At 43.1% G+C, this 25885-nt stretch carries 24 protein-coding genes; 8 read left to right on the plus strand and 16 right to left on the minus strand.

Translation table 11 applies throughout. The features are described 5' to 3' along the window. Nucleotides 1–26: 26 nt before the first annotated feature. Together ACEN82_RS22055 and ACEN82_RS22060 are read right to left on the minus strand one after the other, a co-directional pair. Entirely contained in the window at nt 27–2081 is a 2055-nt protein-coding gene (locus ACEN82_RS22055) for a M13 family metallopeptidase (protein WP_413322154.1), read from the minus strand. A gap of 88 nt (nt 2082–2169) precedes the next feature. Continuing rightward, nucleotides 2170–2409: a helix-turn-helix domain-containing protein gene (locus ACEN82_RS22060; RefSeq protein WP_413322155.1), complete on the minus strand. Its 240-nt coding sequence runs from the start codon at nt 2407–2409 to the stop codon at nt 2170–2172. 408 nt (nt 2410–2817) lie between these two features. Here ACEN82_RS22060 and ACEN82_RS22065 point away from each other — a divergent pair, with 408 nt between their 5' ends. Continuing rightward, a complete protein-coding gene (locus tag ACEN82_RS22065; RefSeq protein WP_413322184.1) occupies nt 2818–3957 on the plus strand; it encodes an acyl-CoA dehydrogenase in 1140 nt (379 codons plus the stop codon). Between the two features lie 57 nt (nt 3958–4014). Then, the gene (locus ACEN82_RS22070) at nt 4015–5256 is read left to right on the plus strand and encodes a peroxiredoxin family protein (RefSeq protein ID WP_413322156.1); all 1242 of its coding nucleotides are present in this window, start codon (nt 4015–4017) and stop codon (nt 5254–5256) included. A gap of 119 nt (nt 5257–5375) precedes the next feature. On the opposite strand, the gene ACEN82_RS22075 is transcribed toward ACEN82_RS22070, so the two are convergent. The 8 genes from ACEN82_RS22075 to pafA all read right to left on the minus strand — a co-directional run bounded on the left by ACEN82_RS22075 (nt 5376) and on the right by pafA (nt 14365). Beyond that, nucleotides 5376–6092, minus strand: a complete 717-nt coding sequence (locus tag ACEN82_RS22075; RefSeq protein ID WP_413322157.1) for an ABC transporter ATP-binding protein — start codon at nt 6090–6092, stop codon at nt 5376–5378. Nucleotides 6093–6096: 4 nt separating this feature from the next. After that, nucleotides 6097–7572, minus strand: coding sequence for a DUF5687 family protein (locus tag ACEN82_RS22080; RefSeq protein WP_090530492.1), 1476 nt, complete (start codon nt 7570–7572; stop codon nt 6097–6099). A gap of 192 nt (nt 7573–7764) precedes the next feature. Then, nucleotides 7765–9045, minus strand: coding sequence for a replication-associated recombination protein A (locus ACEN82_RS22085; RefSeq protein WP_413322158.1), 1281 nt, complete (start codon nt 9043–9045; stop codon nt 7765–7767). Nucleotides 9046–9327: 282 nt separating this feature from the next. Next, nucleotides 9328–9672, minus strand: coding sequence for a four-helix bundle copper-binding protein (locus tag ACEN82_RS22090; RefSeq protein WP_091171641.1), 345 nt, complete (start codon nt 9670–9672; stop codon nt 9328–9330). Between the two features lie 157 nt (nt 9673–9829). After that, on the minus strand, nt 9830–10948 hold the full coding sequence (locus ACEN82_RS22095) for a DUF6515 family protein (RefSeq protein ID WP_176844523.1): 1119 nt from the start codon (nt 10946–10948) through the stop codon (nt 9830–9832). 150 nt (nt 10949–11098) lie between these two features. Continuing rightward, nucleotides 11099–11671, minus strand: a complete 573-nt coding sequence (locus ACEN82_RS22100; RefSeq protein ID WP_413322159.1) for a thiamine diphosphokinase — start codon at nt 11669–11671, stop codon at nt 11099–11101. A 275-nt stretch (nt 11672–11946) separates the two neighbouring features. Further along, the gene (locus ACEN82_RS22105; RefSeq protein ID WP_413322160.1) at nt 11947–12573 is read right to left on the minus strand and encodes a thiamine phosphate synthase; all 627 of its coding nucleotides are present in this window, start codon (nt 12571–12573) and stop codon (nt 11947–11949) included. Nucleotides 12574–12682: 109 nt separating this feature from the next. Next, on the minus strand, nt 12683–14365 hold the full coding sequence (gene pafA / locus ACEN82_RS22110; RefSeq protein WP_413322161.1) for an alkaline phosphatase PafA: 1683 nt from the start codon (nt 14363–14365) through the stop codon (nt 12683–12685). Nucleotides 14366–14589: 224 nt separating this feature from the next. On the opposite strand from pafA, the gene ACEN82_RS22115 reads away from it, so the two are divergent. From ACEN82_RS22115 to ACEN82_RS22125, 3 genes are all read left to right on the plus strand, one after another. Then, nucleotides 14590–16125, plus strand: coding sequence for a carboxylesterase/lipase family protein (locus tag ACEN82_RS22115; protein ID WP_413322162.1), 1536 nt, complete (start codon nt 14590–14592; stop codon nt 16123–16125). A 347-nt stretch (nt 16126–16472) separates the two neighbouring features. Further along, complete coding sequence (greA, locus tag ACEN82_RS22120) at nt 16473–16946, plus strand: transcription elongation factor GreA (RefSeq protein WP_090530524.1); 474 nt, start codon at nt 16473–16475, stop codon at nt 16944–16946. Nucleotides 16947–17081: 135 nt separating this feature from the next. Next, nucleotides 17082–17477, plus strand: coding sequence for an HIT family protein (locus ACEN82_RS22125; RefSeq protein WP_413322185.1), 396 nt, complete (start codon nt 17082–17084; stop codon nt 17475–17477). Nucleotides 17478–17594: 117 nt separating this feature from the next. Here ACEN82_RS22125 and ACEN82_RS22130 read toward each other — a convergent pair whose 3' ends face one another. The 5 genes from ACEN82_RS22130 to ACEN82_RS22150 form a co-directional block, all read right to left on the minus strand. Then, on the minus strand, nt 17595–18902 hold the full coding sequence (locus ACEN82_RS22130; protein WP_413322163.1) for a carbohydrate porin: 1308 nt from the start codon (nt 18900–18902) through the stop codon (nt 17595–17597). A gap of 36 nt (nt 18903–18938) precedes the next feature. Continuing rightward, nucleotides 18939–19589, minus strand: a complete 651-nt coding sequence (locus ACEN82_RS22135) for an HD domain-containing protein (protein WP_413322164.1) — start codon at nt 19587–19589, stop codon at nt 18939–18941. A 53-nt stretch (nt 19590–19642) separates the two neighbouring features. Further along, nucleotides 19643–19939, minus strand: coding sequence for a helix-turn-helix domain-containing protein (locus tag ACEN82_RS22140; protein WP_413322165.1), 297 nt, complete (start codon nt 19937–19939; stop codon nt 19643–19645). A gap of 194 nt (nt 19940–20133) precedes the next feature. Further along, entirely contained in the window at nt 20134–20631 is a 498-nt protein-coding gene (locus tag ACEN82_RS22145) for a hypothetical protein (protein WP_112651102.1), read from the minus strand. Next, nucleotides 20632–21807, minus strand: coding sequence for a THUMP domain-containing class I SAM-dependent RNA methyltransferase (locus tag ACEN82_RS22150; RefSeq protein ID WP_413322166.1), 1176 nt, complete (start codon nt 21805–21807; stop codon nt 20632–20634). An 87-nt stretch (nt 21808–21894) separates the two neighbouring features. Between ACEN82_RS22150 and ACEN82_RS22155 the strand changes: the two genes are divergently transcribed. The 3 genes from ACEN82_RS22155 to ACEN82_RS22165 all read left to right on the plus strand — a co-directional run bounded on the left by ACEN82_RS22155 (nt 21895) and on the right by ACEN82_RS22165 (nt 25108). Further along, nucleotides 21895–22263, plus strand: coding sequence for a DUF3127 domain-containing protein (locus tag ACEN82_RS22155; protein WP_090530546.1), 369 nt, complete (start codon nt 21895–21897; stop codon nt 22261–22263). A gap of 222 nt (nt 22264–22485) precedes the next feature. Next, the gene (locus ACEN82_RS22160; protein WP_413322167.1) at nt 22486–24297 is read left to right on the plus strand and encodes a sensor histidine kinase; all 1812 of its coding nucleotides are present in this window, start codon (nt 22486–22488) and stop codon (nt 24295–24297) included. 118 nt (nt 24298–24415) lie between these two features. Then, nucleotides 24416–25108, plus strand: coding sequence for a response regulator transcription factor (locus ACEN82_RS22165; protein ID WP_090531325.1), 693 nt, complete (start codon nt 24416–24418; stop codon nt 25106–25108). 134 nt (nt 25109–25242) lie between these two features. On the opposite strand, the gene ACEN82_RS22170 is transcribed toward ACEN82_RS22165, so the two are convergent. Continuing rightward, on the minus strand, nt 25243–25710 hold the full coding sequence (locus ACEN82_RS22170) for a phosphatidylglycerophosphatase A family protein (RefSeq protein WP_176625358.1): 468 nt from the start codon (nt 25708–25710) through the stop codon (nt 25243–25245). Nucleotides 25711–25885 lie beyond the last annotated feature (175 nt).

Here is a 25885-nt window from a genome sequence, read left to right on the forward strand (position 1 = left end):
CGGCCAGTTACATCATTACCGCTACGCTACCATATCTTCACTCGTTTATCCGGATCTATCCACATCTTATCACCTTTCTTAATATGAAAGGCTTCGTAAAATTCAGGCACATCGGTAAACGGCCCGTTAACACGCATAAAACCGGGCGCATGTTCATTGGTTAGGATCTGGCTCGAAAGTGATTCTTTCCTGTCCTGCGTAAGCCAGCCTAATGAGTATCCTAAAAAATAGCGCTGTAAGGGTGTTAGCCCGTTAATGAGTTTACCCTCTTTATATTGCTGTGTTTTTTTGAACGCGTCAAGGCCTATTACAATGCCGCCGAGGTCGGCAATGTTCTCACCCTGAGTGGCTTTGCCATTTACATGCAAACCATATATGCTGTAACCATTAAACTGGTCGATAAGCATTTTGGCACGCTGACTAAATTTTACCGAATCCTGCGGTTTCCACCAGGCTTTAAGGTTTCCGGCAGCATCAAACTGGCGGCCCTGGTCATCAAAACCGTGGGTCATTTCGTGGCCGATGGTTGAGGCGGCAGCATAGCCGTAAATGACGGCATCATCAATATTTTCATCCTTGTAACCGGGAATGGTAAAAATGCCGGCAGGCAATACAATCTCGTTGTTTGACGGGTTATAGTAAGCATTGTAGGTTTGAGGCGTTATATCCCATTCAGTACGGTCGACAGGTTTGCCTAATTTAGCTGCACTGAAATTATGCCACCATTCGTTTGCCCGTAATACGTTGAGGGCGTAAGGGCCCCGGTTAATTTCCAGAGTTGAAAAATCCTTCCATTTATCCGGATAACCAACTTTAGGGACAACTTTTGATAATTTGTAGTAAGCTTTCTCCTTAGTTTCGGGGCTCATCCAATCCAGCTTTTCAATATGCTCTTTAAAGCTGGTGCGCATTTCTTCAACCAGTTTTACATAGCGTTCTTTTGTTTTTTCGGGAAAATATTCTTTTACGAAGATTTGCCCTAATACCTCGCCCATCAAACCGTTTTCAGTATCCAGCACTCTTTTCCAGCGTGGAAGTTGGGCTGTACTGCCATAAATCACCTTATCATAAAACCGAAACACCTCCTGATCAAACGGTTTGCTCAGGTATGGCCCAAAAGCAGTGACCAGACTCTTGCGCAAATAATTCTTCCAATCATCTATAGTAAAAGTTTTTAGTGCTTTATTAAGCGCCCTGTAATACTCAGGCTGTCCTACAATTACGGTGTCGGCATTTTTGTAGTCCATCTTTTCAAAAGTGGGTTTCCAGTCAATATCCGGTGCCAGCTTGCTCAGCGCGGCAAGTGGCATTTTGTTATAGTTATGATAAGGATCGCGCAGGTCTTCCAGTTTCCGGCTGCTATCAGCCAGGAAAGTTTCCAGCGAATAAGTTTTCTTAGCGGCCGCAGTTGCCTTATCAGCAGGCAGGCCTGCCAGTTTAAATATGGCGGGCAGGTAATTATTTTGATAGTCGGTACGGATGGCTACGCTATGCGCATCTTTATTAAAGTAGTAATCGCGGTTAGGCATACCAATGCCCGATTGGTATAAACCCAAAGCCATCTTTGCACTGTTCTTAGCATCCTGCCCAACATAAGCGCCGATAGGCTGTGTAACGCCAATCCTTTGTAAGTGTGCAAACTCCTCAACCAGGCTTTTGATATCCGTTATCCGGTCAATTTTATCCAGTTCATCTTTCAGTGGTGCAAGCCCCTGTTTTTCGATGTTAACGGTATCCATCCCGCTGAAATAAAAATCACCTATTTTTTGGGTGTTGCTGCCTTTAGGAGCATTAGCCTTAAGCGCATCCTCGTTGATCTTTTTCATCTTGTCTCGCAGTTCTTCCTGCACAACATTGCCGATGCCCCAGGCAGCGTACGCCGCCGGAATAGGATTTTTGCGGAGCCAGGTTCCGTTGGCATATTTAAAGAAGTCATCGCCCGGTTTTACGGTGGTATCCATATTATGGATCACTGGGTCACCGGCTTCGTAAGCTTTTGTTTTGTCGGTTTGGCTGCAGGCGCTAAGTAAGGTGCCAAGCGCGGCGGCAACTATGGATAAGGATTGGGTTTTTCTGTTCATTTTTTAGGTGTGTGTATGAATTAAAATACAACAACTGTATGGTAAAATAGAATTTAGGACAGCTTATTTTTTAAAATATGATAATTTATTATATCTCCTGGAAAAAACCTGCTAAGGAAACGTTAAAATAATAACAAATTTTACGAAGTGTTTCTAACCTGATATCAATAATACCTGATTCGAGCCGGGCAATATTTATGTGCGTTTCGTTAAAAAACTTCTCCTGGGTAACCTGATTTTGTTTGCGTAAGGTTTTTATCTGCAAGGCAACTTTGCGTTTAAATACACTATTAGTGTCGTTAAGGTATTCAAAATCAGTTAAAAGCATGACTGGATCGGCTAATATGATACTTTGTATTTTTTGTGCAAGCTAAATATAAAATAACACCATTACATTTTATATGCAGATATTATTCTTTTATAAAAATGGGCGACTAACGTTTAAACATGAAATATTAATGCCACAATTTTATAATTATGGCAAAGGATTTGTATATAGATATTCGCCCTGTATCATCTGTGAAAAAATAAAAGATTTAGTAACATCTACCTGTGAAAAATTAAATTGAATTCTCAGACGCCCAAGTTGAGATTTTTTGTTCTTTGTTTTGGGTTTAATCAATAGTTTAAATTAATTAGGGGAAAGGGAGCTTCAAAAAAAGCTCTCTTTTTTTGTTTATAAAAATTACTATGCATGCATAGTAATTTTTATATATTTATGCTTTTAATTATACCCATGTATTTTGAACTGACCGAAGAACAAAAAATGATTCGCCAGGCTGCGCGTGATTTTGCGCAAACAGAATTAAAGCCAGGTGTTATTGAACGCGATGAACAGCAAAAATTCCCTGCCGCACAGGTTAAGAAACTTGGTGAACTGGGTTTCCTGGGCATGATGGTATCTCCGCAATATGGCGGCGCTGGCATGGATGCCATATCATATGTGCTGGTGATGGAGGAACTTTCAAAGATTGACGCATCCACGTCAGTAATTGTTTCTGTGAATAATTCGCTGGTATGCTATGGATTGGAGAAATATGGCAGCGAAGAACAGAAGCAAAAATATCTGGTATCGCTGGCCAAAGGCGAATGCATCGGCGCTTTCTGTCTTTCAGAGCCGGAGGCCGGCTCTGATGCTACGTCACAAAGCACTACAGCCATTGATATGGGCGATCATTACCTGCTTAATGGTACTAAGAACTGGATCACCAGTGGAGGCAGCGCATCTACCTATATTGTAATAGCACAAACCAATGCCGAAAAAAAGCACCATGGGATCAACGCTTTTATTGTGGAAAAAGGAATGCCCGGCTTTACTGTCGGCCCTAAAGAGAACAAGATGGGCATCCGCGGCTCGGATACTCACTCGCTGATGTTTGCCGACGTTAAAGTGCCTAAAGAGAACCGCATTGGCGAAGACGGTTTTGGGTTTAAGTTTGCCATGAATGTACTGGATGGCGGCCGTATAGGTATTGCATCGCAGGCTTTGGGTATTGCATCCGGCGCTTATGAACTGGCCAAGCAATATGCTAAGGAGCGCAAAACTTTTGGCAAACCGCTGGCCGACCAGCAGGCTATCCAATTTAAGCTGGCCGATATGGCTACTGAAATTGAGGCAGCACGGTTGATGTGCCTTAAAGCGGCATGGTTTAAAGATCATGGAAAACCCTATGCCCAGGCATCATCAATGGCAAAACTGTATGCATCGGAAGTAGCTATGCGTACCACCACCGAAGCGGTGCAAATTCATGGCGGGTACGGTTATGTGAAAGAATATCACGTTGAACGCCTGATGCGGGATGCAAAAATAACCCAGATTTACGAAGGAACATCTGAAATTCAAAGAATTGTCATTTCGCGCGGATTGTTGAAATAACGGCGCTGTTTTTATACCTTTGAAAGTATATAGATTAAGTAGACTATATATTTAAGTATGACTTTCAAAAATATTATAGCCGGTATTTGCGGATTACTATTTCTGCAAACCGGCTTTGCTCAAACCAAACTAAAAACAGGTGTGTGGCGCGGTGCGCTTAAAACTAAATCAGGCACCGAAATCCCTTTTAATTTCGAGGTCAACAACACCGGGAGCAAACAACAATTAGCTATCATTAACGGTGCCGAGCATTTTAAAGTAACAGATGTTGCTACCAAAGGCGATTCTGTTTTTATCCATATGCCGCTGTTCAATTCAGAATTTAAATTGAAACTTAACGGAGATAGCCTTAACGGCAACTGGGTAAGGCACCTGGCCGATAATGATCTTCTGGTTCCGTTTAGTGCTGTGCCTAATACTTCATGGCGCTTTTTCAAAACTCCCCAAAAACCGGCATTTAATATCGGCGGCCGCTGGTCGGCAGTGTTTGGTGAGGGCGAGGACCGCGATACCACCGTTGGCGAGTTTAAGCAGGACGGTAATAAACTTACAGGCACTTTCTTAACCACCACCGGCGATTACCGTTATTTAGAAGGCTCGGTAAGTGGCAATAAACTTTACCTCTCTACTTTCGACGGTGGTCATGCCTATACTTTTACTGCTACCATTAGCGATGATAAGACCTTAACCGACGGTAAATTTTTCGCCGGCTATTCATCTGTGCAGGCATGGACTGCTGTAAAGGATGAAAATGCCAAACTTCCCGATGCATATTCACTCACTTCATTAAAACCGGGGTATAAAAAAATAACTTTCAGCTTTAAGGACCTTGATGGCAAAACTATCTCGCTTGATGATGCGAGGTTCAGAAACAAAGTGGTAATTGTACAGATATTGGGCTCTTGGTGCCCTAACTGCATGGACGAAACTGCTTATATGGTCAACTACTATAATAAATATCACGATAAAGGTGTTGAGGTAATTGGCCTGGCCTATGAGCGCACCACCGATTTTGAGAAATCGAAGAAAGCGCTGCAGCAGGTAAAAAACAGGTTTAAAGTACCTTACCCGCTGTTGGTGACCGGTTATACCAGCGATAAAAAACAAACCGCCCAAAGCCTGCCTATGTTATCAAAAGTGGTTGGCTTCCCTACCACCATCATTATTGATAAAAACGGCGACGTACAAAAGATCCATACAGGTTTTAGCGGCCCCGGTACGGGGGAGCATTATACCGAATTTATCAACGAGTTTGAGAAATTGACGGATGATCTAATCCAGGCCCCGCCCGCCCCCTAAAGCAAGTGCTTGTATGCACACGCGCTTGTCAAAAGAAGATTTTAAACAAAAAACGCATTGCTGCCGGCAATGCGTTTTTTGTTTATGCTTAAAAAGGTAGCTTGAAGGTAGTCATCCTTTTAATGGACGGGAGGGACAACCTCAACGCCAAAATACGCTTCCAACTCATTTAACGTTGATGAGCTGGTTGCAATATCTTTAATGATCACGCCTTTTTCCATCAGCAGGATGCGGTCGCACACATCAGTGATGTGGTTAAGATCATGGCTGGATACTATGGTAGTTACACCCTTATTCCTGTTCAGATCTTTCAGCAGGTTTTTAAGCCTGAACTGGGTACTTGGGTCAATATTTGCAAAGGGCTCGTCCAGCATGAGCAATTGAGGTTCCTGCAACAGGCAGGCCGCTACACCAACTTTGCATTGGTTACCTTTTGACAGGTCGCGGATGTACTTCCCTTTCTTCAGGATCTCGCCATTAAAAAAATCGGTCAGGCTAACTAACACCTCGTCAACATATGTGCGGTTATGACCATGCAGCCCTCCTATAAAATAAAAATATTCTTCGGGTGTAAGGTAGTCTATCAGGAAACCTTCATCAAGATAAGCAGCGGTGTAATCTTTCCACTTCTCATGACCGGCTACAGTTTCTCCGTTTGAAAGGATTTCGCCACTTTCGGCGCGAATCAGGTCGAGCACCATCCGGAACAGTGTGGTTTTACCTGCGCCGTTATTACCTACAAGGCCAACGCTTTCGCCTTTGTTAATTTGCAGGGCAGGTACATCCACAACGGTAATCCCGTTATAAACCTTTTTTAAATTTCTTACTTCAATCATAGAATTATTTATTTCTGAAGCCTTCGGCAACGGTGTAACGTTTTTGTATAAAATCCTCTTCCAGTTTTTTAACCCAAAAATCGCGGGTTAAAATGAATATGATCCCTGTACCGGCCAGCATGGCCAGGCCGATATCCGCGTGTTTGAACAGTGAGAACGGAAGATAAATAATATACGGCGTGATCATCAAGGGAAACGAAATAAGCATTTGCGTTGCCCCCACCCCTTCCCAATTAAACGACGCGCCTTTTGACAGATCTATCCGTTTGGCATTGCGGTTAGCAAAAAACAGTACAATGGTTGTGTTGATGCCGATATTCCACAGGTACATTACAAAATGTACCAAAACAATGCGCCAGCCAAAATAAGCATAAGGCGTAGTCAATATAAAAGCCACGGTTGATACCATGGTAAACAGCAGGTATTTTGCCTTTAAAAAATCGCGGAAATTAATTTTGCTCACTAACAGGCCATCAAAATGAGCGCCCTGCCAGCTGTACATGAACTGCCCGTAACTAATAATAAAAATACCTGTCATGAACATGCCCACAAAAATGTACCAGGTTTGCCCGTAATGGCTGTTGGTATAAAATATGAGCCCATAAAACATAAAGAACAACCCCATAACCAATGCCGATCGTGGCCGCTTATTACGGAATATCAGTTTCAGCTCGTTTGCGACAAGGTCGCCAACTTTACCAAACCTGTTTAACAGCGGAAACTCCGTACTGCTTTTATAAGCCGATGCCTTGCGTGAGCTCAGCTCTTCGAGGTACAGGTTTTGTTTTAAGTAAGCAAAATTGATGTAATACATGGTTGCAGCAAGCACAACAGGCAGCAATACCAACGCCGGTTTATTAAGCAAATGGCCAAAATACAGATAGGAAATATTACGTACCGAATACAGGTGAAATCTGAAATCGCCGGTAATAATAAGGATGAGAGCCGCTGCGAACACCAGGAAAACCCAGCCGTTAAGATTGGCTTTGCGTTTAATAAACAAGGCCATGTAGTTATTGAAAAGCATGAAACCGATAATAGCCAATATAAAAACCAGCGCAGGCAAAACACCCGAATCGGTAAGGATCACTTTTAAAATAAAAGGTACAAAAAGTATAATGGGCCACAGGTTAAAAACCGAGAGCATGGCCGTAAAGGCCAGATAGCCGACCACCGTATTCCTTTTTATAGGTAAATGAAGATATGGTTGCACCCGTAATGTTGGCAGTTCCTGCAACTGCATGCGCATCATTAGGTCAAACAAAAAATAAAGCAGGATGATACCGCAAAAAGAAACCACTATGTCATCATGCGGAAAAACCTGCCCCAAAATTTCATTCAAAAACAAACCGGCAAGCAAAATACATCCAAAAAGATAAAGAATAAGTAAGCCCATCACCACACGGATAGCAATACTTTTACCTGTGTTTTTTGACCGCCAGAAAGCTTTAAGTTCGTGCCCGAGAAAGGTAGTGATCATAAGTATAGACAATTAAAGGTTAAGGTATAGGTTTTATAAAGCTAAAAGCAGAATGCACAAAGTCCAAAGCTATAAATTGCTCTATATAAAAGCTACAGGTACGGTGCGCAAAGCCTAAAGTTATAAATTAATTAATACTGGTCAATTTGTTATATGATATTAATTAACACGCTTTATAAAGCGAAGCTTAAGTTAGTATTTATACCTGTCGCCCCAAAGTTTTCTTAACTTTTCTTTTGATTCGTTTTCACGCGCATTGTTACCGGGGTCGTAAATTTTTGTTCCGCGGATAGCATCCGGCAGAAAATCAAGGTCGGTAAAATTACCTTCGTAGCTATGGGCGTATTTGTAATCCTTGCCGTAGCCTATGTTTTTCATGAATTTGGTTGGTGCGTTACGTAAGTGCAGTGGCACCGGTAAATCGCCGGTTTGGCGCACCAATGCTATAGCCGCACCAATAGCTGTTGTAGCCGAATTACTTTTGGGCGATGTTGCCAGGTAAATAGCCGTCTGCGATAATATCAGTTGCGATTCGGGCATACCAATCTTATTAACCGCCTCAAAACAACTTTGTGCAAGCAGCAAGGCATTGGGATTAGCGTTGCCAATATCTTCGGATGCAAGGATCAGCATACGGCGGGCAATAAACAAAGGGTCTTCACCGCCTACGATCATCCTCGCCAGCCAGTAAACTGCACCGTTGGGGTCAGAGCCCCGCATGGATTTGATAAAAGCCGAAATGATATCGTAATGCTGCTCACCGGTTTTATCGTACAACGCCATGTTTTGTTGTACATGTTCCAATACAACCTCATCGGTTAATATTATCTCCGGCGTGTCAAAAGCATTTATCAACAGCTCAAAAATATTGAGCAGCTTACGGGCATCCCCTCCCGAAAGGCGCAGCAAAGCTTCGTAATCTTTTATGGTGATGCTTTTATCCTTTAAGATTACGTCTTCCTTCATAGCCTTGTTCAGCAGGTCGATCAGATCGGTTTCGGATAGCGGCTGTAAAATATACACCTGGCAACGCGACAGCAAAGCCGAGATCACTTCGAAAGATGGGTTTTCAGTCGTTGCGCCTATTAACGTAACAATGCCCCGCTCTACAGCGCCTAACAATGAATCTTGCTGCGATTTGGAAAAGCGGTGGATCTCATCGATAAATAATATCGGCAGCACCTCGCCTTGTTTCTTTAACAACGATGCTTTTTCTATCACCTCCCTTACGTCTTTTACGCCCGAGTTAATAGCACTCAAAGCAAAAAACGGACGAAACAATGACTGCGAAATAATATAAGCCAATGTAGTTTTACCTACTCCCGGCGGGCCCCAAAATATCATCGACGGCAATGAACCCGACTCGATAGCTTTACGCAGCACTGCTCCCGGCCCAACAAGGTGTTTTTGCCCAACATAATCATCAAGCGATTTGGGGCGCATACGTTCGGCTAATGGCGGGAGGTTATTCATAAAAGTAAAATTCAGAAAAGAAAACGCCAAATCCTAAAAAAATTAGTAATTTATAAGATTGGTGTTTGTTCAAACGAAGGGGTGGCAATTATTCAGGAAGGCCTGTGCTTCGGAATTTTAGATCAGTGCGCTATGAAAGGGAAATAACAAACGGTTGAAGACTTACGAAGTTTTAAAAACTTCGTAAGTCTTCAACTTGTCATACTTCGACGGGCTGACCGAGAGGCCTTCCTTTTGTCATCACTCCTTCAAAAGCCATCGCATTTAATCACTCAACATACCTCAATCCTGTGTAATGGGTTCATGATGTGCGTGGCAGGCTTCTGCACAATCAATACAGGCCTTGGCACATTCCTGGCAATGATCGTGCTGATGTTTACCGCACTCCGCAGCGCAAAGCCGACAAATCTCCTCGCATAAAACCAGGTATTGGTGGGCAATAACTGAATCTCTTTGCAATAGGCGGGCTCCCTGGACACATATGTCAGCGCAGTCCCGGTCAAGACTAATGCAGTTGGCCATCATTTTAACATCCTCTTCGTGCAGGCATGCAGTAGCACAATGTTCGCAAGCTAAAGCGCAATCCAATAATTTTTGAATTATAACGCGGTGATCATGATTTTGCATAATGATAGATTTTAATTATTACTTAATATACTACCCTTTTCAATTAAAAAAAGTTTGAATTAATTTGAATTATTCGGTTCAGATTCACTGCAAGAATCAAAAAAGGCCGCTTCCAAAATGGAAGCAGCCTTTATAATATATATTGAATTTTTATTAATTACTGTTGGTTAGGGTTTTGGTCGCTGTCGTTATTTTCAGGATCATCAGATGGGGTGCCTACAATTTTGTAAGCTTTATTGCCGTCATCCTGAGTTTCCTGGTAGTAATAACCATCAGGGGATACAAACAGTTTTTCACCATTGATCTTGATCTTGCGGCAATCCGGAGGCAATTGAGTTACAATGTCACCAATTTGCGGGCCCTGGTCAACACTGCTGCCATCGCCGTTGCCCTGATCGGTAGTTAATTGGCCATCTTTACCTGCAATTACGTAAACAGTTGAGCCGTCATCTTTGGTGTATGGCTGGTAGTAAACACCATTTAACTCGTAGTACTGTTCGCCATTGATCATGATAGATTCGGCACCTGAAGGCAGGGTTTTAATCTCGGCCCCTATTGGCGGTTCAACAACGGTATACTGGTCATTGTATTGACGATAGTACAAACCATCGCTGTAAAAATATTGGTAATCGCCCCACCAGAAAGGATAGTAACCATATGGCAAGAAACCTATGCTAAAACCTAACCGCGGATAATAGAATGAATTATAATAGTTACGATATGGATAATAGTAGTGACTGCCAAAATAACCGCCGCGGCCACCGTAATGGTAAGTACCGGGATAAACCCTGCGACCACCGTATGCATATGAACCACCTCTGTAATAAGTGCCTCGACCGCCATTATAAACGCGTCTGTCTACAGTAGTATAGCTGCGGTTACCATTGTATACGGTACGACCGGTGCTACCATAGCTACGCTGGGGTGCTACGGATGTGCCATTTGGCCTTATTGCGTAATCACGACCACCATAACTGCGTTGTTGAGGAGCACCTATGCTGCCGCGAGAGTCAGTTCCATAGCTCCGTTGCGGAGCCGCGATAGCGCCGCGTGTGCTACCATTAAATGAAGTTGAGGGGCGGGAAAAACTACCACCGGAAGGACGGGAAAAACTACCGCCTCCGCCACCACCGCCTGACGGTCTTGAACCACCGCCTCCTCCGCCACCGCCGCCACGAGAACCGCCGCCACGTTGTGCATCAGCATTGAATGCCAGGGATAAGCTCAATAAGCCCCCCAATGCAATTGTTAATAGATTTTTATATGTCCTTTTCATGATGAAAGATTTTTTAACAGATCAGCATGGTATTTTTTGCTGATATAAATATATAGACTATTAAATGTTTAAACGGTTTAACGCGTTTTTAATTATTTTTCACTCAAAAAGCGAACCAATACCAGCTATACGTACCGGTTATTGTTTTCGCTACGCTATATCCTCGGCAATAAACAAAAAAGGTTGCTCAAACTGCAGGGTAAAAAAACCATCGTGGGTGGTTTTATACCTATTAGTGATTGTGGCTTCAAGCCCGCTTATTTGTAAGCCCGACGGATGCGAAAGTACTTCAATGAACTCACCTGCGGGTTTCCACTTACTGAAGCCCGAATTAACCGGGTAGATCTTTTGCCGTTCCCTAAAAATCACCAGGTTTATTTTATCAGCATAAAACAAAAAATCTTTCAGGTCCAGCACATCGGTAATTACATTAACCGCCGGGTAATTATGCGTTACCAGGTATTTTAAAGCTGCGCCTGCCGCATTGTCACCTCCCGAAGGCATCACCTTCACGTCCGACTGTAAATCCTCCGTATCACCATCACTTATTATCCAGTCGATTTTAATGCCTGACGCATCCAGCTTTTCGGCAGTGTTGACGGTGCAGATCACGGTCGGGCTCCACTCCAGCAACTGCCCCAGCATTTCCTCATCAAAAGCATCCATACTTAAAACCAGTAAAGCCGGCTCCTGTTTTTCGCGAACTATATGATGTGATGACATTGCTAATGTAGATGGAACAGATGAATATTAAATGAAAATATAAAGATCAGGTTTTTATTGATTGGTGAAACCAAATCAAAGTTTTATGACGATAGAATAATATTTTTAGAACTGATGTCATCCCGATAAAGTGGGAAGAACAGATAACGTGCCGGGGCGAAAGAGAAATCTTATACGCCCGGTAAAGCATTCACCGAAGTTAAAATAAGTCGTATAAGATTTCTCACTCGTTCCTCGTTTCGAAATGACAACGTTTCTTTAGATATAGATAGCTATCAGTACAGCTTCCTGTAAAACTCCTTCAACTTCGCAGCCGGGTCTGCAGCCAAATTAATGGCCGACGATATCGCAATACCGTCGATGCCTGTTTGAAGCAAGGCCTCAACATCATCCGGCTGGATGCCACCTGCTGCTATCACCGGGATACTGATGCCCAGTTTCTCCAGTTGGCGATATCCGTTAAAACCAAGCGGGTGATGCCCAACAGGCTCCTCTGTATTAGTAGATGCAAATGGCCCGTAAACATAATAATCAACCACTCCGGTACTTTGTAATTTCAATAATTCATCAGCACCTGCCGCCGATACGCCAAGAGTTTTATCCGGGCCGATAATCTTGCGGATACTGGCCAGATCGGCATCACTATCATCTATATGCACACCCTGCGCATCAACCCGGTCAAGCAAGTCGTAATGATTAGCGATGATAAGGGTCGCGCCCCATTCGTCGCAAATTTCGGCTATTTCGTTTATCTCATCAATCAGCTCATCTTCGGGTTTGGTAAGGCAACGGTATTGTATCCAGTTTGCACCCGCGCCGCAAGCTATCTGCACTTGTTGTACGTGGCTAAAATCAGGCAGGTCATGTGTAAGATAATGAAATTTAGAAATGTATTTTTTCATTTTATAAGTCCGAATTCGGTCAAGCCCTAAAATCGGAAAGTTTTTAATTATTAACCGAAAAGTCCGAAAGTTTTGTGTTGTAAACTTTCGGACTTTCCTGACTTCAGACTTAGTTTTTCAGTGCTTCGCCGATAGTTTTACCTACACAGCCATCAGGAGCCTGGATATGCAGTAGCGATGCTACAGTAGCCGAAATATCTGTCATATGTGTTTGGCGGGTCAAACTACCATGCTTAATGCCCCAGCCCATAAATACCAATGGGATATGCGAATCATAAGGGTTCCAAGTACCGTGTGTAGTACCGGTTGGCCCGCGGTCGTTTGTGCCATGACCGGTATACCATGCCGGTTTCAGGATGATCTGGATAGCACCGCTATGCTCGGCATTATAACCGTTAATGATCATACTGCGCAGCTCATCGGGAATATTGGCTTCCTGTATTTTTTGCAGGTCGATTGCATAAGCAATGCCCGGTTGTTTCTTCAGGTATTCGATACAGTCTAACTTTATAGCCTCTTCGCTAACACCGGCTTTTACGAGGGCTGCATTGTTGAAATTAACCTGGTAATTGTCCATACTGATGATCATGTTGTTTACTTTGTATTTATTATTGATCATCGTGTTCATTTCTTTTGCTGCGTTGCCATCGTCCCAAACACCGGCAGGGATGTTACGATCTTTCAAGAAGTTAGGGTTGTGGGCAGCGCCATGGTCGGCACTCAGGAAAACCGAATAATTGCCTTTACCTACAGTTGCATCTAAATAACTGAAAAACGCGGCCAGGTCCTGGTCAAGCCTTAAATAAGTGTCTTCAACCTCAACGGAGTTAGGGCCAAACTGATGACCAACATAATCTGTTGATGAAAGGCTCACGGCTAAAAAGTCGGTTACGGTATTTTTACCCAATTTTTCGCCCTCAATAGCAGCTTTAGCCAGGTCGAGCGTCATGGTGTTGCCGAACGGAGTAGAACGGATCATGCCAATATGGCCCTTATAAAGTTCGGATGTTTTGACCGGTAAGGTTGGTGTAGCGGCACCGGCAAATTTACCTTCATAACGATCGCTGTTATCAGGTGCGCTTTGTACATACGTATTAATAGGATATAACGGGTTCCAGTCCTGCTTCAGGTATTTTTCAGCAATTTTTTGATTGTTGAAGGTTTTAACCCAGGCGGGCAGGTCATTCATGTAATAAGTACTGGTGATCCAGTTACCGCTGGCATCATCAAACCAGTAAGCAGCATTGGCCGAGTGACCCGCTGGCAGGATGCCGCCGCGGTCTTTTAATGCTATGCCGATAACCTTTGAGCGAAAGTTAGTAGCCAGCCTCAATTCATCGGTAACTGTGCTAACCAGCAAGTTGCGGGGCGACATTTGCCCTGCTTTTGAAGTGCTGCCAACGGCTACCACCGTGCTGTCGTCGGTGCAATACATGGATTTACCCGTAGCCTGGATAATGAAATCGTTACCCACTATGCCATGTATGGCGGGGATGGATCCGGTATAGATACAGGTATGGCCGGCAGCTGTTACCGTTGGGATATAGTCAATATTGGTATTTTCGCAGGTGAAGCCTTCATTAAGCATGCGCTTAAAACCACCGGTTTGGTAACGGTCATAATAGCGGTACAGGTAATCCCAGCGCATTTGGTCAACCACCAAACCCACAACCAGTTTTGGGCGTGGAATTGATGCAGATGCCGGGGCAGCCGTTGTAGTTTTCTTTTTTTGGGCCGATACCGAAACGGTAGCGAAGGAAAGGGAAATAAGCAGCAGATGTTTAAACTTCATCGCGAAAAAAGATTTTTGATTTCGCCAAATATCAGCAAAGCATTTAAAATGCAATGTGATGCTTTTGTTAATTATAGGGGATTGTTACAGAAGCCCCCTCTAAATCTCCCCCGGAAGGGGAGACTTTAAAGCCCTCCCTTCCGGGGAGGGTTTGGGTGGGGCTGTGTTTACAAAATGCCCAAAACTTTGTAAGTTTAGCAAACCAATCATTAAACCTATAATCAATGAAGCGCATCCTTTTATTGCCGCTTTTGCTGCTGTGCTGTTCTGTCATCGCTCAAAATAAAAATCTTGATGTTGTTGCTACTGATGCAGGTAAAGTATCAGGCTTAACCAACCAGGCGGGCGATGTGCGTATTTATAAAGGTATTCCCTTTGCAGCGCCACCGGTTGGTGATTTACGCTGGAAGGAACCACAACCGGTAAAGCCCTGGGAGGATGTTAAAAAATGCACCGATTTTGCGGCCAGCCCAATGCAGAGTAAACCAGACCCCTTTGGTGTTTACACGCGCGAGTTCCTCATCCCCTATGAGCCCATCAGCGAAGATTGCCTGTACCTTAATGTATGGACTGCCGCAAAAACACCGGCAGAAAAACGCCCTGTGCTGGTTTATATTTATGGCGGTGGATTTGTAAGTGGCGGAGCAGGCGTACCAATTTATGATGGCGAGGCGATGGCTAAAAAGGGGATCATATTTGTGGTTATTAATTACCGCGTCGGGATTTTTGGTTTCTTCGCCCATCCCGAATTAACCAGGGAGTCCCCGCATAATGCATCAGGGAATTATGGTTTGATGGATCAGCTGGCTGCATTAATATGGGTGAAAAAGAATATCGCGGCTTTTGGTGGAGACCCGCATAAGGTTACCATAGCGGGGCAATCGGCAGGTTCCATGAGTGTAAATTGTTTGGTGGCATCGCCCTTAAGTAAAGGGCTTTTCAGTGGTGCAATTGCCGAAAGCGGGGCCAGTTTTATCAGTCAACAAGGATCAGGCGGGTTGCGGGAAGCAGAGGCAGCCGGTGTAAAAACAGCGACTGCCTTGGGTGCAAGCACCATTGCCGAACTAAGGAGCAAACCCGCTGCCCAACTGCTTGGCAAAGGCGAAAGCCACCCGGTTATTGATGGCTATGTTTTACCCGCAACCATCGCTGATATTTTTAATGAGCACAAACAAAACGATGTGCCTGTACTTACCGGTTGGAACGAAGACGACGCTTTTGTAGGTCCGCCAAAAACTGCTGAAGAGTATAAAAAGATGATAAAAAGCCAATATGGTACCGATGCTGATGCATTTTTAAAACTATATCCGGCGGGTTCGGACCAGGAAGCCGCGACCTCCCAAACCCGGATAAACCGCGATCAGATCTTCGGGATGCAGAATTATACCTGGGCCAATGTGCAAAATGAAAAAGGGAAATCTAAAATTTACGTCTACCGTTTTACCCGCCGCCTGCCAGCCACTGCCGATTTTGTTAAATACGGCGCTTTCCATACCGGCGAGGTTGCTTATGCCTATGACAACCTCAAATTCCTGAACCGGCCATGGGAACCGGTCGATCAGCAACTGGCCAATACAATGAGCACTTACTGGGCTAATTTTGTTAAAACCGGTAACCCGAACGGGAAAGGCGTACTTGCATGGCCGGCTTATACAACAAGTGATCATAAAATAATGATATTGGGTGAGAAGCCGGGCGCAAAACCTTTGCCGGATAAAACCGCTTTGGATTTTATGGTGAAGAAGGCCAACGGAAAGTAATACATAGGTAAAGACCCAGATAATAAACGCTGCCAGATACATTTAGATAGGGAAGTCTTAAACACCCGCTTAATAAACTGATGAGACAGCCAGGCTTGAAATGTTAGTGGATACCATAAAACAAAAAGGTATAAACCCGGAATAATGTAAAAAAATTCCCCTCTTAAAAATTTGGATAATAAAACTTAAATAACTTATCTTCGTTAATTACCAAAACGCAAGACTATGTAAGCAGAGGGCTTACATAGTCTTGTTTGCTTTTATAAGCATTGCGTCCTTTCTTAAAACAGGGAAGGGCGGTTTTTTTTGGTTGATTAACAGTAATAATATTAATTAATTTTTGCGTTATGGCAGAGGTATCATACTATACCAAAGATGGTTTAGAGAAATTAAAAGAAGAACTACAGAGATTAAAAACAACCGGCCGTGCCGATATATCAAAAGCTATTGCTGAGGCACGTGACAAAGGCGATCTGTCGGAAAATGCCGAATACGATGCAGCTAAAGAAGCGCAGGGCTTACATGAGGCCAAAATAGCCCAGATGCAGGAAACACTGGCCAATGCGCGCCTGCTTGATGAATCAAAACTTGACGTTTCGAAGGTGCTTGCATTGTCGATAGTAAAGATCAAGAACCTGAAAAACGGAGCTACAATGAGTTATCAGCTGGTATCAGAGAGTGAAGCCGATCTTAAAACCGGTAAAATCTCGGTAGCGTCGCCGATAGCTAAAGGCCTGCTTGGCAAAAAGGTTGGTGAAAAAACCGAGATCACCGTACCTGCAGGTAAAATTGAATTCGAGATCCTGGAAATAAGCAGGTAATTTATTGGGTGAGCAGTGAATAATTGATTAAGAGAATGGTTTTTCCGGATATCGTAATCAATTATTAACTACTCACCCTTTTAATTAATGCCATAACAAACTACTCACCCAATCAACATAATCAACCGTTCACCAATAATGACCATCTTTTCAAAAATAGTTGCAGGCGAGATCCCCGCTTATAAAGTGGCCGAGAACGATGAATTTCTGGCTTTTTTAGATATTTTTCCGCTTACGGAAGGTCACCTGCTGGTGATCCCAAAGAAGGAGGTTGATTATCTTTTTGATTTGGACGATGATACTTATATAGGCTTACAGGTATTTGCCAAAAAAGTAGCCCTCGGTTTAAAAAAGGCTGTTCCCTGCCCACGGGTTGGAGTAGCAGTTATGGGCCTTGATGTGCCCCATGCGCATATCCATCTTATACCCATGAATGATATGAGCAGCATTAACTTTTCGCTCCCCAAACAAAAATTCACCCCCGAACAATTTAACGCTACCGCCGAGAAGATCAGACAGGCAATCGGTTAACAATTGGGATAACATTAATCAAGCTATTAGCTATAAGTTTTGCTCATGCTGCTTTTAGCTTATGTATATAGACAAAAAGGCCTCATCATAATATTAAGAGACGAGGCCTTTTTATGTTTAAAACTCCACATGTGCCCTTAGCGAAAAGACATTTACCGGTCCCCTGTCCTTATTGTAGGCAGGGTTTAGCAAAAACTGGTAACCGGGTGTAAGCCAGAACTTTTTTTGATATGCGTTTATTTTATAATCAAGTTCGGCAATAAATTCGGTGCCGTAATTAAGCTTGCCATCGCCTATGATGAAACCGTAGCCGCCTGCTGCAAGATAATCACGATGGGCGTTTGAGATGCCGTTGGCTACAAAAGCCAGGCCCAGTTCGTCATCGCCGCGGTTCCATGAACTTCCTTTAAGTACGCCGCCAAAACTCAATGAACGGTCAATCTCGGTAAAATACCATGTTTGGGTTTTACCATCATTATAACTCACTTTGGCAAATACCCCAAAATCTTTGGTCAGATATTGGTCGGCGCTGATGCCGAAACCATATTTGTGCCTGCCATAAGCTTGTGTGGTATCAACATTGGGGGCAACAGGGCTTTGCGCGATTGCCAGGCGATAATCTCCCATTTTGCCATTATTACGGAAACCTAAGATCCTGAAGGTACCTTTTTGGCCGTTAAGTGAATAGCGTTTTTCGTATTCTAAGGTCTGGGTGTTTGCTTTACCAATTTTTTGATCCCAAATGGCGCCGTTGGCGGTAGTGGTTGACATAGTAAAGGCGAAACGCAAAGTCCAGTTAGGTTGCCCTAATTCGGTATGGATCCCCATAACATACCCGCGGGTATTGGCGGGATAATCCCATGCGCCGTTATCCATTAAGCTCCAGTTCATGAACTGCGTACGCGGATCATGGCTAAATTCATTGCCGTCATAAAAATCGGCCATACCAAATTTACCTACGGTGACCGAAAAGTAACGCTTGCTTTTTAAACCGGCTAATTGGTTGGCATCATCGCTAATGGTGTCTTTATCCTTGCCCCATTCAAAGTTTTGGGTAAAATATAAACGGGCGATGTAGATCTTCGGCTCTGCGCCGCCTACGCGAAAAGTTTCGCCATTAGGGAAACCTGCCGCACCCAGCGTTTTGCTCAGGCCCGATCCGCCCGAAAGCTCGGGATTAAAATAAGCTTCGGCGCCTTTCCAGAGCCTTGCACCGCCAAAAAGCGTAGTGGTAATTGAGCTTTGTGTTTCTTCTTTGGTAAGTAAACTATTGTCGCCGTTATAATCGGCATGAAACGATGGTTTGTATTGGGTAATTACTGTTTGCTGGAAATGGAAGTTGAACCGCTGACGTTTAACTGTATCCTGGCCCAAAGCGACGGCGGTAATTAATACGGGTATTATAGTAAGTATAATTTTTTTCATGGGCTGTCAATTTTGGCGCAAAAGTAAGCTTTCGCGTTAACTTGAACCACATTCGTCAAAAAACTGTTTTAAATAATGCTCCATAAATGTGTGCCTTTGTTCGGCAAGTGCTTTACCGGCAGGCGTGTTCATTTTATTTTTAAGTAGTAATAGCTTTTCATAAAAGTGATTAATAGTTGGTGCGGTAGTGTTTTTATATTCTTCCCTGGTCATGTTAAGGTTTGGCGGGATCTCGGGATTGTACAATTCGCGGCCTTTAAAGCCTCCATAGGTAAAGGCACGCGCAATGCCGATTGCTCCAATAGCATCCAGCCTGTCGGCATCCTGTACTACAGCCAGTTCGGGCGAATGAAAGGAGGGTTTATCAAAGCTGGCCTTGAACGACATATGCCTGATGATCTGTTGCACATGTTCGGCAATACCAATATCAACATTCATGCTTTGCAGGTAATTGCCGGCAGTACGCGGGCCAATCTCTTCATCGCCGTTATGAAACTTACTATCGGCAATGTCATGCAGCAGGGCAGCAAGTTCAACTACCAGCTGATCGGTTTTTTCTGTTTGGTTGATGAGTTTCGCGTTTGTCCAAACGCGGTGAATATGCCACCAGTCGTGACCACCTTCAGCATCCCTGAGCGTGTTGCGCACAAAATTTGCAGTGGCTTCAATGAGTTTATTGTGTTCCATCTTTTGCAAAGATACTAAGCAAAAGACAGAACAATGGGGTTGTGTATAAAACGTTAAGCAGCCGCTATTTTTTCTGTATCGATGAGTTCGACAACTTCAATCTCCAAAATAGCAGCGATCTGAAAAAGCCTTTCCACGGTTATTTTTGTATAGCCTAACTCTATTTTGCTATACGCGTTTTGCGATATACCCAGCTTGGCTGCAAGGTATTCCTGGGTGTAATTTAGTCCCTCCCTGGTATGCCTTATGTTAGCAGCTATGGCCTTAATCTTTAAATTTAGCACATCTTTCATCCATTTACATATTAATTCGTTTATAAATAACGAAAATAATGCGGTTATGGATTTCAAAATTTTTAATTTTTTTAATGGCTAACCAATTGAAAAGCTGATATTTTATACTTTTTTTAATTAAAAATTAATAGCCCTTTATAAGAGCCGGTATAAATACATAGGTTTTAACAACCATATTAATTAATAATAAAAACAAAAAAAGCGACAGGCCGCAAAGTCTGTCGCTTTCAAATTCCTTTTTATTAAAAAAACTACTCGCTTAAATTGTAACTAACAATTACCGTGGGCAATAAAGTAGCCGTTTCAAGCGGTACCTGGTTATAAGATATGATTGGCTTGCGTTTGCTGTAATAATCAAATGCCGCTTTTATAGTAGCATTGCTTGTATTTGCCGGCGCATTAAAGTTAATGGAAAACGGCAAAATAAAATCATGCAGTTTTTCATGATCGGGGATGATCCATTTATGATTTGATTTTTTTAGCGCCTCAATGATGGGTACTACCAGTATGGCATCATCCGCATAGTAAACAATTATTTTTTTGATCAAACCTTTTTCATCAGCGGTAAATTTAAACACCGCTGTTCCGCTTGCTTTCTTTTTAATGATTTCGGGTGATACAACAAGACTGTCTTTAAAAAAGCGGTTCATAATAGGACTACCGCCCTGAAACGGAAATGCTAATTGCGCTTGTGCCTTAACCAGTACTGATGATAAAATAAGTGTTATAAATAACAGGATCTTTTTCATTTAATTTTCTTCTTTCGGTTCGCGTTTGCTGCCCTGGTATAATTCATACTCAAACAAGCGGCAATCAAGCTTACCATTATAAAATTCAATTTTTCGGGCTGCCTTCAGGCCTATCTTTTTGGCCAGGTCGGGATTGCCCGTAAAAACGTAACCATTATACCCAAGGCATTTCTTTTTCATAAAATCGCCCATACGTTTATAGGTGATCTCCAGCTTAGTGTGTACGCCCAAACGCTCACCGTATTCGGGATTAAACATTACAACACCAGTTTCTGCCGGAACCTCGGTATCTTCAAAATCACAAACGGCAAAATCGATCAAATGTTCTACGCCGGCTGTTCTGGCATTTTTGCGGGCGATGTCAACCGCGTCTTCAGAAATATCCGTAGCGATGATTTTAAAGCCGGTTTCTTTTTTGGATTTATCTTTCAATGCTCGCCGCTCTGCAAAAAATACCGTTTCGTCATATCCTAAAATATGCATAAAAGCATAATTCATCCTGAACAAACCCGGCGACTTATCTGTAGCCAGCAATGCTGCTTCAATAGCCAGGGTACCCGAGCCGCACATAGGGTTAATGAATGTGCTTTTCATATCCCATTTGGTAGCCATAATGGTTGATGCTGCCAAAGCTTCGAGCATTGGTGCTTTACCCGGTATTTTACGGTAACTGTGCTTGGCCAGTGTTTCGCCCGATGTATCCAGGAAAATTTCGGCGCGGTCATCCTGCCAGTAAAGATGTACCAGGGTTTTATTAACCTCCGGACCAGAGTCGGGCCTGATACCTTTAATGGATTTGATCCTGTCGGCAATAGCATCCTTTACCTTTACGTTGGCAAACAGCGGTGTAAGGATGTGTTCGTTATTTACATTTGATGATACCGAAAAGTAACCGGTAAAATCAATCAGCTTTTCCCACTCAATGGTTACCAGCTCTTCGTAAAGTTCTTTCGGATCGCGGGCGGTAAAAGTTTTTAACAAATACAGTACCTGGCTTGCGCAGCGCAGGTTCAAATTAAGCGGAATGGTATCTGTAACGGTACCTTTTAGTTCAACCCCGGTAGGGAAAACGCGGACCGGCTCATAGCCTAAAGCTTCAACCTCCCTTTGCAGGTAAGGCGAAAGCCTTTTGTTACATGTAATTATGATTTTACTTTCGGTGTGGAAAACTTGCATATTAATTCGGCAAAATTAAGAATTAAAAAGCCCCTATTTTAATTTCTTACTATTAACTTTACATTTTAAATTATTTGAAGACTAATTATGGAAGTTAAAGGTAAGGTACATGAAGTGTCGGCCACTCAGCAAGTAACCGATTCACTTAAAAAACGCGAACTTATACTTGAATATATTGAGAACCCTCAATACCCTGAATATTTAAAGTTTGAAGCTATACAGGATCGTTGCAATTTACTGGATAACGTGAAGATTGGGGATGATGTAGAGGTTTCTTTTAATCTTAAAGGTCGCCCGTGGACAGATAAAATGGGCAAAAAAACCTATTTTAACTCATTGCAGTTATGGAGAATTACTCCGCTTGCTGCTGCTAACAACGCAACGGCTGCTCCGCAATACGCAGCACCTTCAGCTGATATCAGCTCATCGGCCGATGATGACGATCTGCCATTCTAATAAAATAGAGAAAAGCTTGAGTAAAATATTTCAAAAGGCCCTTTAACAGGGTCTTTTGTTGTTTATAGGCTTCCTGTCATAACCCGCAGCCTTAAACAGACATCTCACTAATTGATACAATAAAATATTAAGCAGCAGAGTTTTAAATTGAATGCACATTTGTTAAATTTTGTTAAATGCAATTTTTGTGTGCGGATTTAGGATAATTTTGTTTGTTAATAAATGAAGAAAAGGAGCATAGGTTTAATTATTGGCTTAATGAGCTTTGCGTTGCTGGGCGTTATGGCTATGCAATTTTATTTTCTGAGGCAATCTTACCAGATGCAGTCCGATTCATTCGACCGACAGGTGAGAGAAGCTATGAACAATGTGGTAGATAAGGTTACCCGCCAGGATGCGAATAACTTTTTGAAAACCAAAACCCAGCAAGCTACCATCAGCACCGATAATGAAGAGCAGGACATTAGCACAATAAAAGTAGCGGGAATACCAAAAACCAAAAAACACTCATCTGCCCGCGAAAAACGGATTGCTTTACTGCGCGATAGTTTGCAGCGCATGATCCGGCGTAAAAAAATGGATGATGAGCTTAACGGCTTACTACAAACAGAAGGTACGGTTGATTTTAAAGTACGTGTTGAAGAATATACAGACGAGTTTGGTGTAGTACATGAGCAACTTACACCCGAGATAGTGCATACCCGTATTACCCGCAGGGTAGGTCATCCTAAAAAACTTCATAAGTATGATACCCTGAGGTATGTCTACGTCGACCCCCAGTTTGGCAAACAAATGATCTCGGTGCCACGCATCAATCCGTTGTGGGTACAGGAACAAACCCGTAAGCAAAAGGAACGGCAGGTTCAACAAATAAAAAAAATGCTGGAGACCGATTCGCTTGAAAAGGCTAACAGTTTGAGCAATAAGCCCACCGTTATCGAGAACCTGGCCGAAGAATACCGTAAATCGGGCGAACCTTTGAATAAACGGATCAACCCTTTCTGGATAGATTCGTTACTGCGTTTTGAGCTTCATAATAAAGGCATTTTTCTGCCTTTCAGCTACGAAGTTACAACCGCCAACAGCGACTCGCTCATATTTTCAAATGCCAGCGACAGCCAGGGCGAAAAGCTGCCTGTGTTTGTAGCGGCAAATACTTATCAAACACCCATTTTTACCAAAGAGGTGATCAACGACCCCGGAAAGATCCGGCTTTCGTTTCCGCAAAAAAATTCGCTGATCTTAAGCAATATGACTGCAACCATGGCTACAACCGGCGGCCTTACCATGGTGCTGATCCTTTGCTTCGGTTATACTATATTTTCGATATTGAGGCAGAAAAAGATCTCGGAAATGAAGATCGATTTCATTAACAACATGACCCACGAGTTTAAAACCCCGGTGTCAACCATCATGATTGCCAGTGAAGCTTTAAGGGATAATGAAATTGCCGAAGATAAAAGCCGGGTAGCCCGTTTAGCGAACATCATTTTTGAAGAAAATGCCCGTTTAGGCAGCCATATCGAGCGCGTATTAAACATTGCCCGTATTGAACGCAATGACTTTAAACTGGAGAAAAAGCCGGTTGATGTGAACGAGATGGTGAGCATAGTGCTTGATAGCATGGCGCTCAAACTGCAAAAATGCAATGCTAAAACCACACTGCACCTTGATGCCGAAAAAGCCTATATTATTGCTGATGAGCTGCATTTTTCGAACGTGTTATACAACCTGGTTGATAACGCCATTAAATACAGCAACGAAGCGCCTGATATAACGATAAGTACTTTTGTTAAAAACGGACAGATCGTTATTAAAGTAGCTGATAAAGGTATAGGCATGAGCCGCGACCAGCAATCAAAGATATTTGAGCAGTTTTATCGCATACCTACCGGCAACGTACACAACGTTAAAGGTTTTGGCCTGGGCTTAAGCTATGTTAATACCATAGTAAAACGCCTGAATGGCACCATAAGCGTGAAATCAGAAAAAGAAAAAGGCTCGGAGTTTGAGCTGAAGTTTGCAGTGGCGTAGATCTACGAGTCGGAAAGTCGGGATGTCCGAAAGTCCGTAAGATAAGCTCAGCCTATCTCCCGACATGATTAAAGAACTTCCGGACTTTCCGACCTCGGACTTCCGGACTAAAAAACATATGAAGAAAATACTACTGGTTGAGGATGATGCCAATTTGGGCCTGTTACTGCAAGATTACCTGCAATTGAAAGGTAAGTTTGACGTGGTTTTATGTAAGGATGGCGAAGAAGGCCTACGCGCCTTTACCAAACAAACATATGACTTGCTGATACTGGATGTGATGATGCCTAAAAAGGACGGTTTTACACTTGGTAAGGATATCCGTAAGATCAATGCCCAGGTGCCTATTATTTTTGCGACGGCCAAAGGCATGATTGAAGATAAAACCCAGGCCTTCAATTTGGGGGGGGATGATTATATCACCAAGCCTTTCCGCATTGAGGAATTACTGCTTCGTATAAATGCGCTGTTAAAACGTACGGATAATATCGGCAAAAAGGAAGAGGAGAAACAAACCTCCTTTAAAATTGGGAAATATACGTTTGATTATACAACCCAGATGATCATGACAGCAGACAACCAGCAAAAGCTATCCACCAAGGAGGCTGAATTACTGCGCCTGTTGTGTGTGCATAAAAACGAAGTGCTTACCCGCGAAGAAGCCCTGCTGAACATCTGGCACGATGACAATTACTTTAACGGCCGCAGCATGGATGTATTTTTGAGCAAAATTCGTAAGTATCTGAAAGATGACCCTAACGTGGAGATCATCAACGTACACGGACGAGGGTATAAGCTGCTGATTAACTGAACTCAGGGTTAATTTTGTTTTGAAAAAATTATTTGTGTGATATAAGCCTCAAGAGGGCTTACCAAGTTAGCTATGTAACCACATATTTGATTTTATAGGTTAGGAAGAGGAAATCTCACAAACCCGCTCTTTCACTAATGTGCTCCAAATTTCATCCACACAAAATATCCAATCCAAAGCAGGATATTGGAGTAAACGCCAGCCAGCACATCATCCATCATTACACCCAAACCGCCGCCAAGATCTTCCATTTTGCGTACGCCAAGCGGTTTCACAATATCAAAAAAACGGAACAATACCAATCCGGCTAAAAGGAAATATAAGTTGGCAGGGATAAAAAGCATAGCTATCAGCATTCCGGCAACCTCATCAATTACCACACGCGAGCTGTCTTCGCCCCAGTCGGGTTCAACCTTATTGCCTACAAATACGCCAAGCGCGGTAACAAATATGGTAATAGCCAACAGGTACCAGGGATTTTGCAAAGCCGGACTTTGCCACAGCAGCCAGATAAAGCCACAGGTAACTATAGCGGCGTAAGTACCCCCGCCTTTTAAAAAGCCGATGCCGAAAATGGACGCTATTGTTTTATTTAAGAACATTTAATTTATATATCAAGTCATTAATGTTTTCTTCCCTCCCCGGGGAGGGTGCGGCTGGCGATGTTGTGGCAGGGAGGGGTTTATCCGCTTTGCAAAATCATACAAAGTTCAGGAAACCTCTCGCTACACCCTCCCAAAGGCGTTTTTTACTGCTGCCTGCTGCTAACTGCCACTG

It is taken from the genome of Mucilaginibacter sp. Mucisp73 (assembly GCF_059491465.1).

Excerpts from the sequence above, each read along its gene's own strand:
- pafA (WP_413322161.1), bottom strand. The coding sequence starts at position 14,365 with ATGAAGTTTAAACATCTGCTGCTTATTTCCCTTTCCTTCGCTACCGTT.
- ACEN82_RS22160 (WP_413322167.1), top strand. The coding sequence starts at position 22,486 with ATGAAGAAAAGGAGCATAGGTTTAATTATTGGCTTAATGAGCTTTGCG.
- ACEN82_RS22105 (WP_413322160.1), bottom strand. The coding sequence starts at position 12,573 with ATGAAAAAATACATTTCTAAATTTCATTATCTTACACATGACCTGCCT.
- ACEN82_RS22075 (WP_413322157.1), bottom strand. The coding sequence starts at position 6,092 with ATGATTGAAGTAAGAAATTTAAAAAAGGTTTATAACGGGATTACCGTT.
- ACEN82_RS22080 (WP_090530492.1), bottom strand. The coding sequence starts at position 7,572 with ATGATCACTACCTTTCTCGGGCACGAACTTAAAGCTTTCTGGCGGTCA.
- ACEN82_RS22165 (WP_090531325.1), top strand. The coding sequence starts at position 24,416 with ATGAAGAAAATACTACTGGTTGAGGATGATGCCAATTTGGGCCTGTTA.
- ACEN82_RS22055 (WP_413322154.1), bottom strand. The coding sequence starts at position 2,081 with ATGAACAGAAAAACCCAATCCTTATCCATAGTTGCCGCCGCGCTTGGC.
- ACEN82_RS22060 (WP_413322155.1), bottom strand. The coding sequence starts at position 2,409 with ATGCTTTTAACTGATTTTGAATACCTTAACGACACTAATAGTGTATTT.
- ACEN82_RS22070 (WP_413322156.1), top strand. The coding sequence starts at position 4,015 with ATGACTTTCAAAAATATTATAGCCGGTATTTGCGGATTACTATTTCTG.
- greA (WP_090530524.1), top strand. The coding sequence starts at position 16,473 with ATGGCAGAGGTATCATACTATACCAAAGATGGTTTAGAGAAATTAAAA.
- ACEN82_RS22065 (WP_413322184.1), top strand. The coding sequence starts at position 2,818 with ATGTATTTTGAACTGACCGAAGAACAAAAAATGATTCGCCAGGCTGCG.
- ACEN82_RS22155 (WP_090530546.1), top strand. The coding sequence starts at position 21,895 with ATGGAAGTTAAAGGTAAGGTACATGAAGTGTCGGCCACTCAGCAAGTA.
- ACEN82_RS22085 (WP_413322158.1), bottom strand. The coding sequence starts at position 9,045 with ATGAATAACCTCCCGCCATTAGCCGAACGTATGCGCCCCAAATCGCTT.
- ACEN82_RS22100 (WP_413322159.1), bottom strand. The coding sequence starts at position 11,671 with ATGTCATCACATCATATAGTTCGCGAAAAACAGGAGCCGGCTTTACTG.
- ACEN82_RS22090 (WP_091171641.1), bottom strand. The coding sequence starts at position 9,672 with ATGCAAAATCATGATCACCGCGTTATAATTCAAAAATTATTGGATTGC.
- ACEN82_RS22150 (WP_413322166.1), bottom strand. The coding sequence starts at position 21,807 with ATGCAAGTTTTCCACACCGAAAGTAAAATCATAATTACATGTAACAAA.
- ACEN82_RS22095 (WP_176844523.1), bottom strand. The coding sequence starts at position 10,948 with ATGAAAAGGACATATAAAAATCTATTAACAATTGCATTGGGGGGCTTA.
- ACEN82_RS22130 (WP_413322163.1), bottom strand. The coding sequence starts at position 18,902 with ATGAAAAAAATTATACTTACTATAATACCCGTATTAATTACCGCCGTC.
- ACEN82_RS22135 (WP_413322164.1), bottom strand. The coding sequence starts at position 19,589 with ATGGAACACAATAAACTCATTGAAGCCACTGCAAATTTTGTGCGCAAC.
- ACEN82_RS22145 (WP_112651102.1), bottom strand. The coding sequence starts at position 20,631 with ATGAAAAAGATCCTGTTATTTATAACACTTATTTTATCATCAGTACTG.
- ACEN82_RS22115 (WP_413322162.1), top strand. The coding sequence starts at position 14,590 with ATGAAGCGCATCCTTTTATTGCCGCTTTTGCTGCTGTGCTGTTCTGTC.
- ACEN82_RS22170 (WP_176625358.1), bottom strand. The coding sequence starts at position 25,710 with ATGTTCTTAAATAAAACAATAGCGTCCATTTTCGGCATCGGCTTTTTA.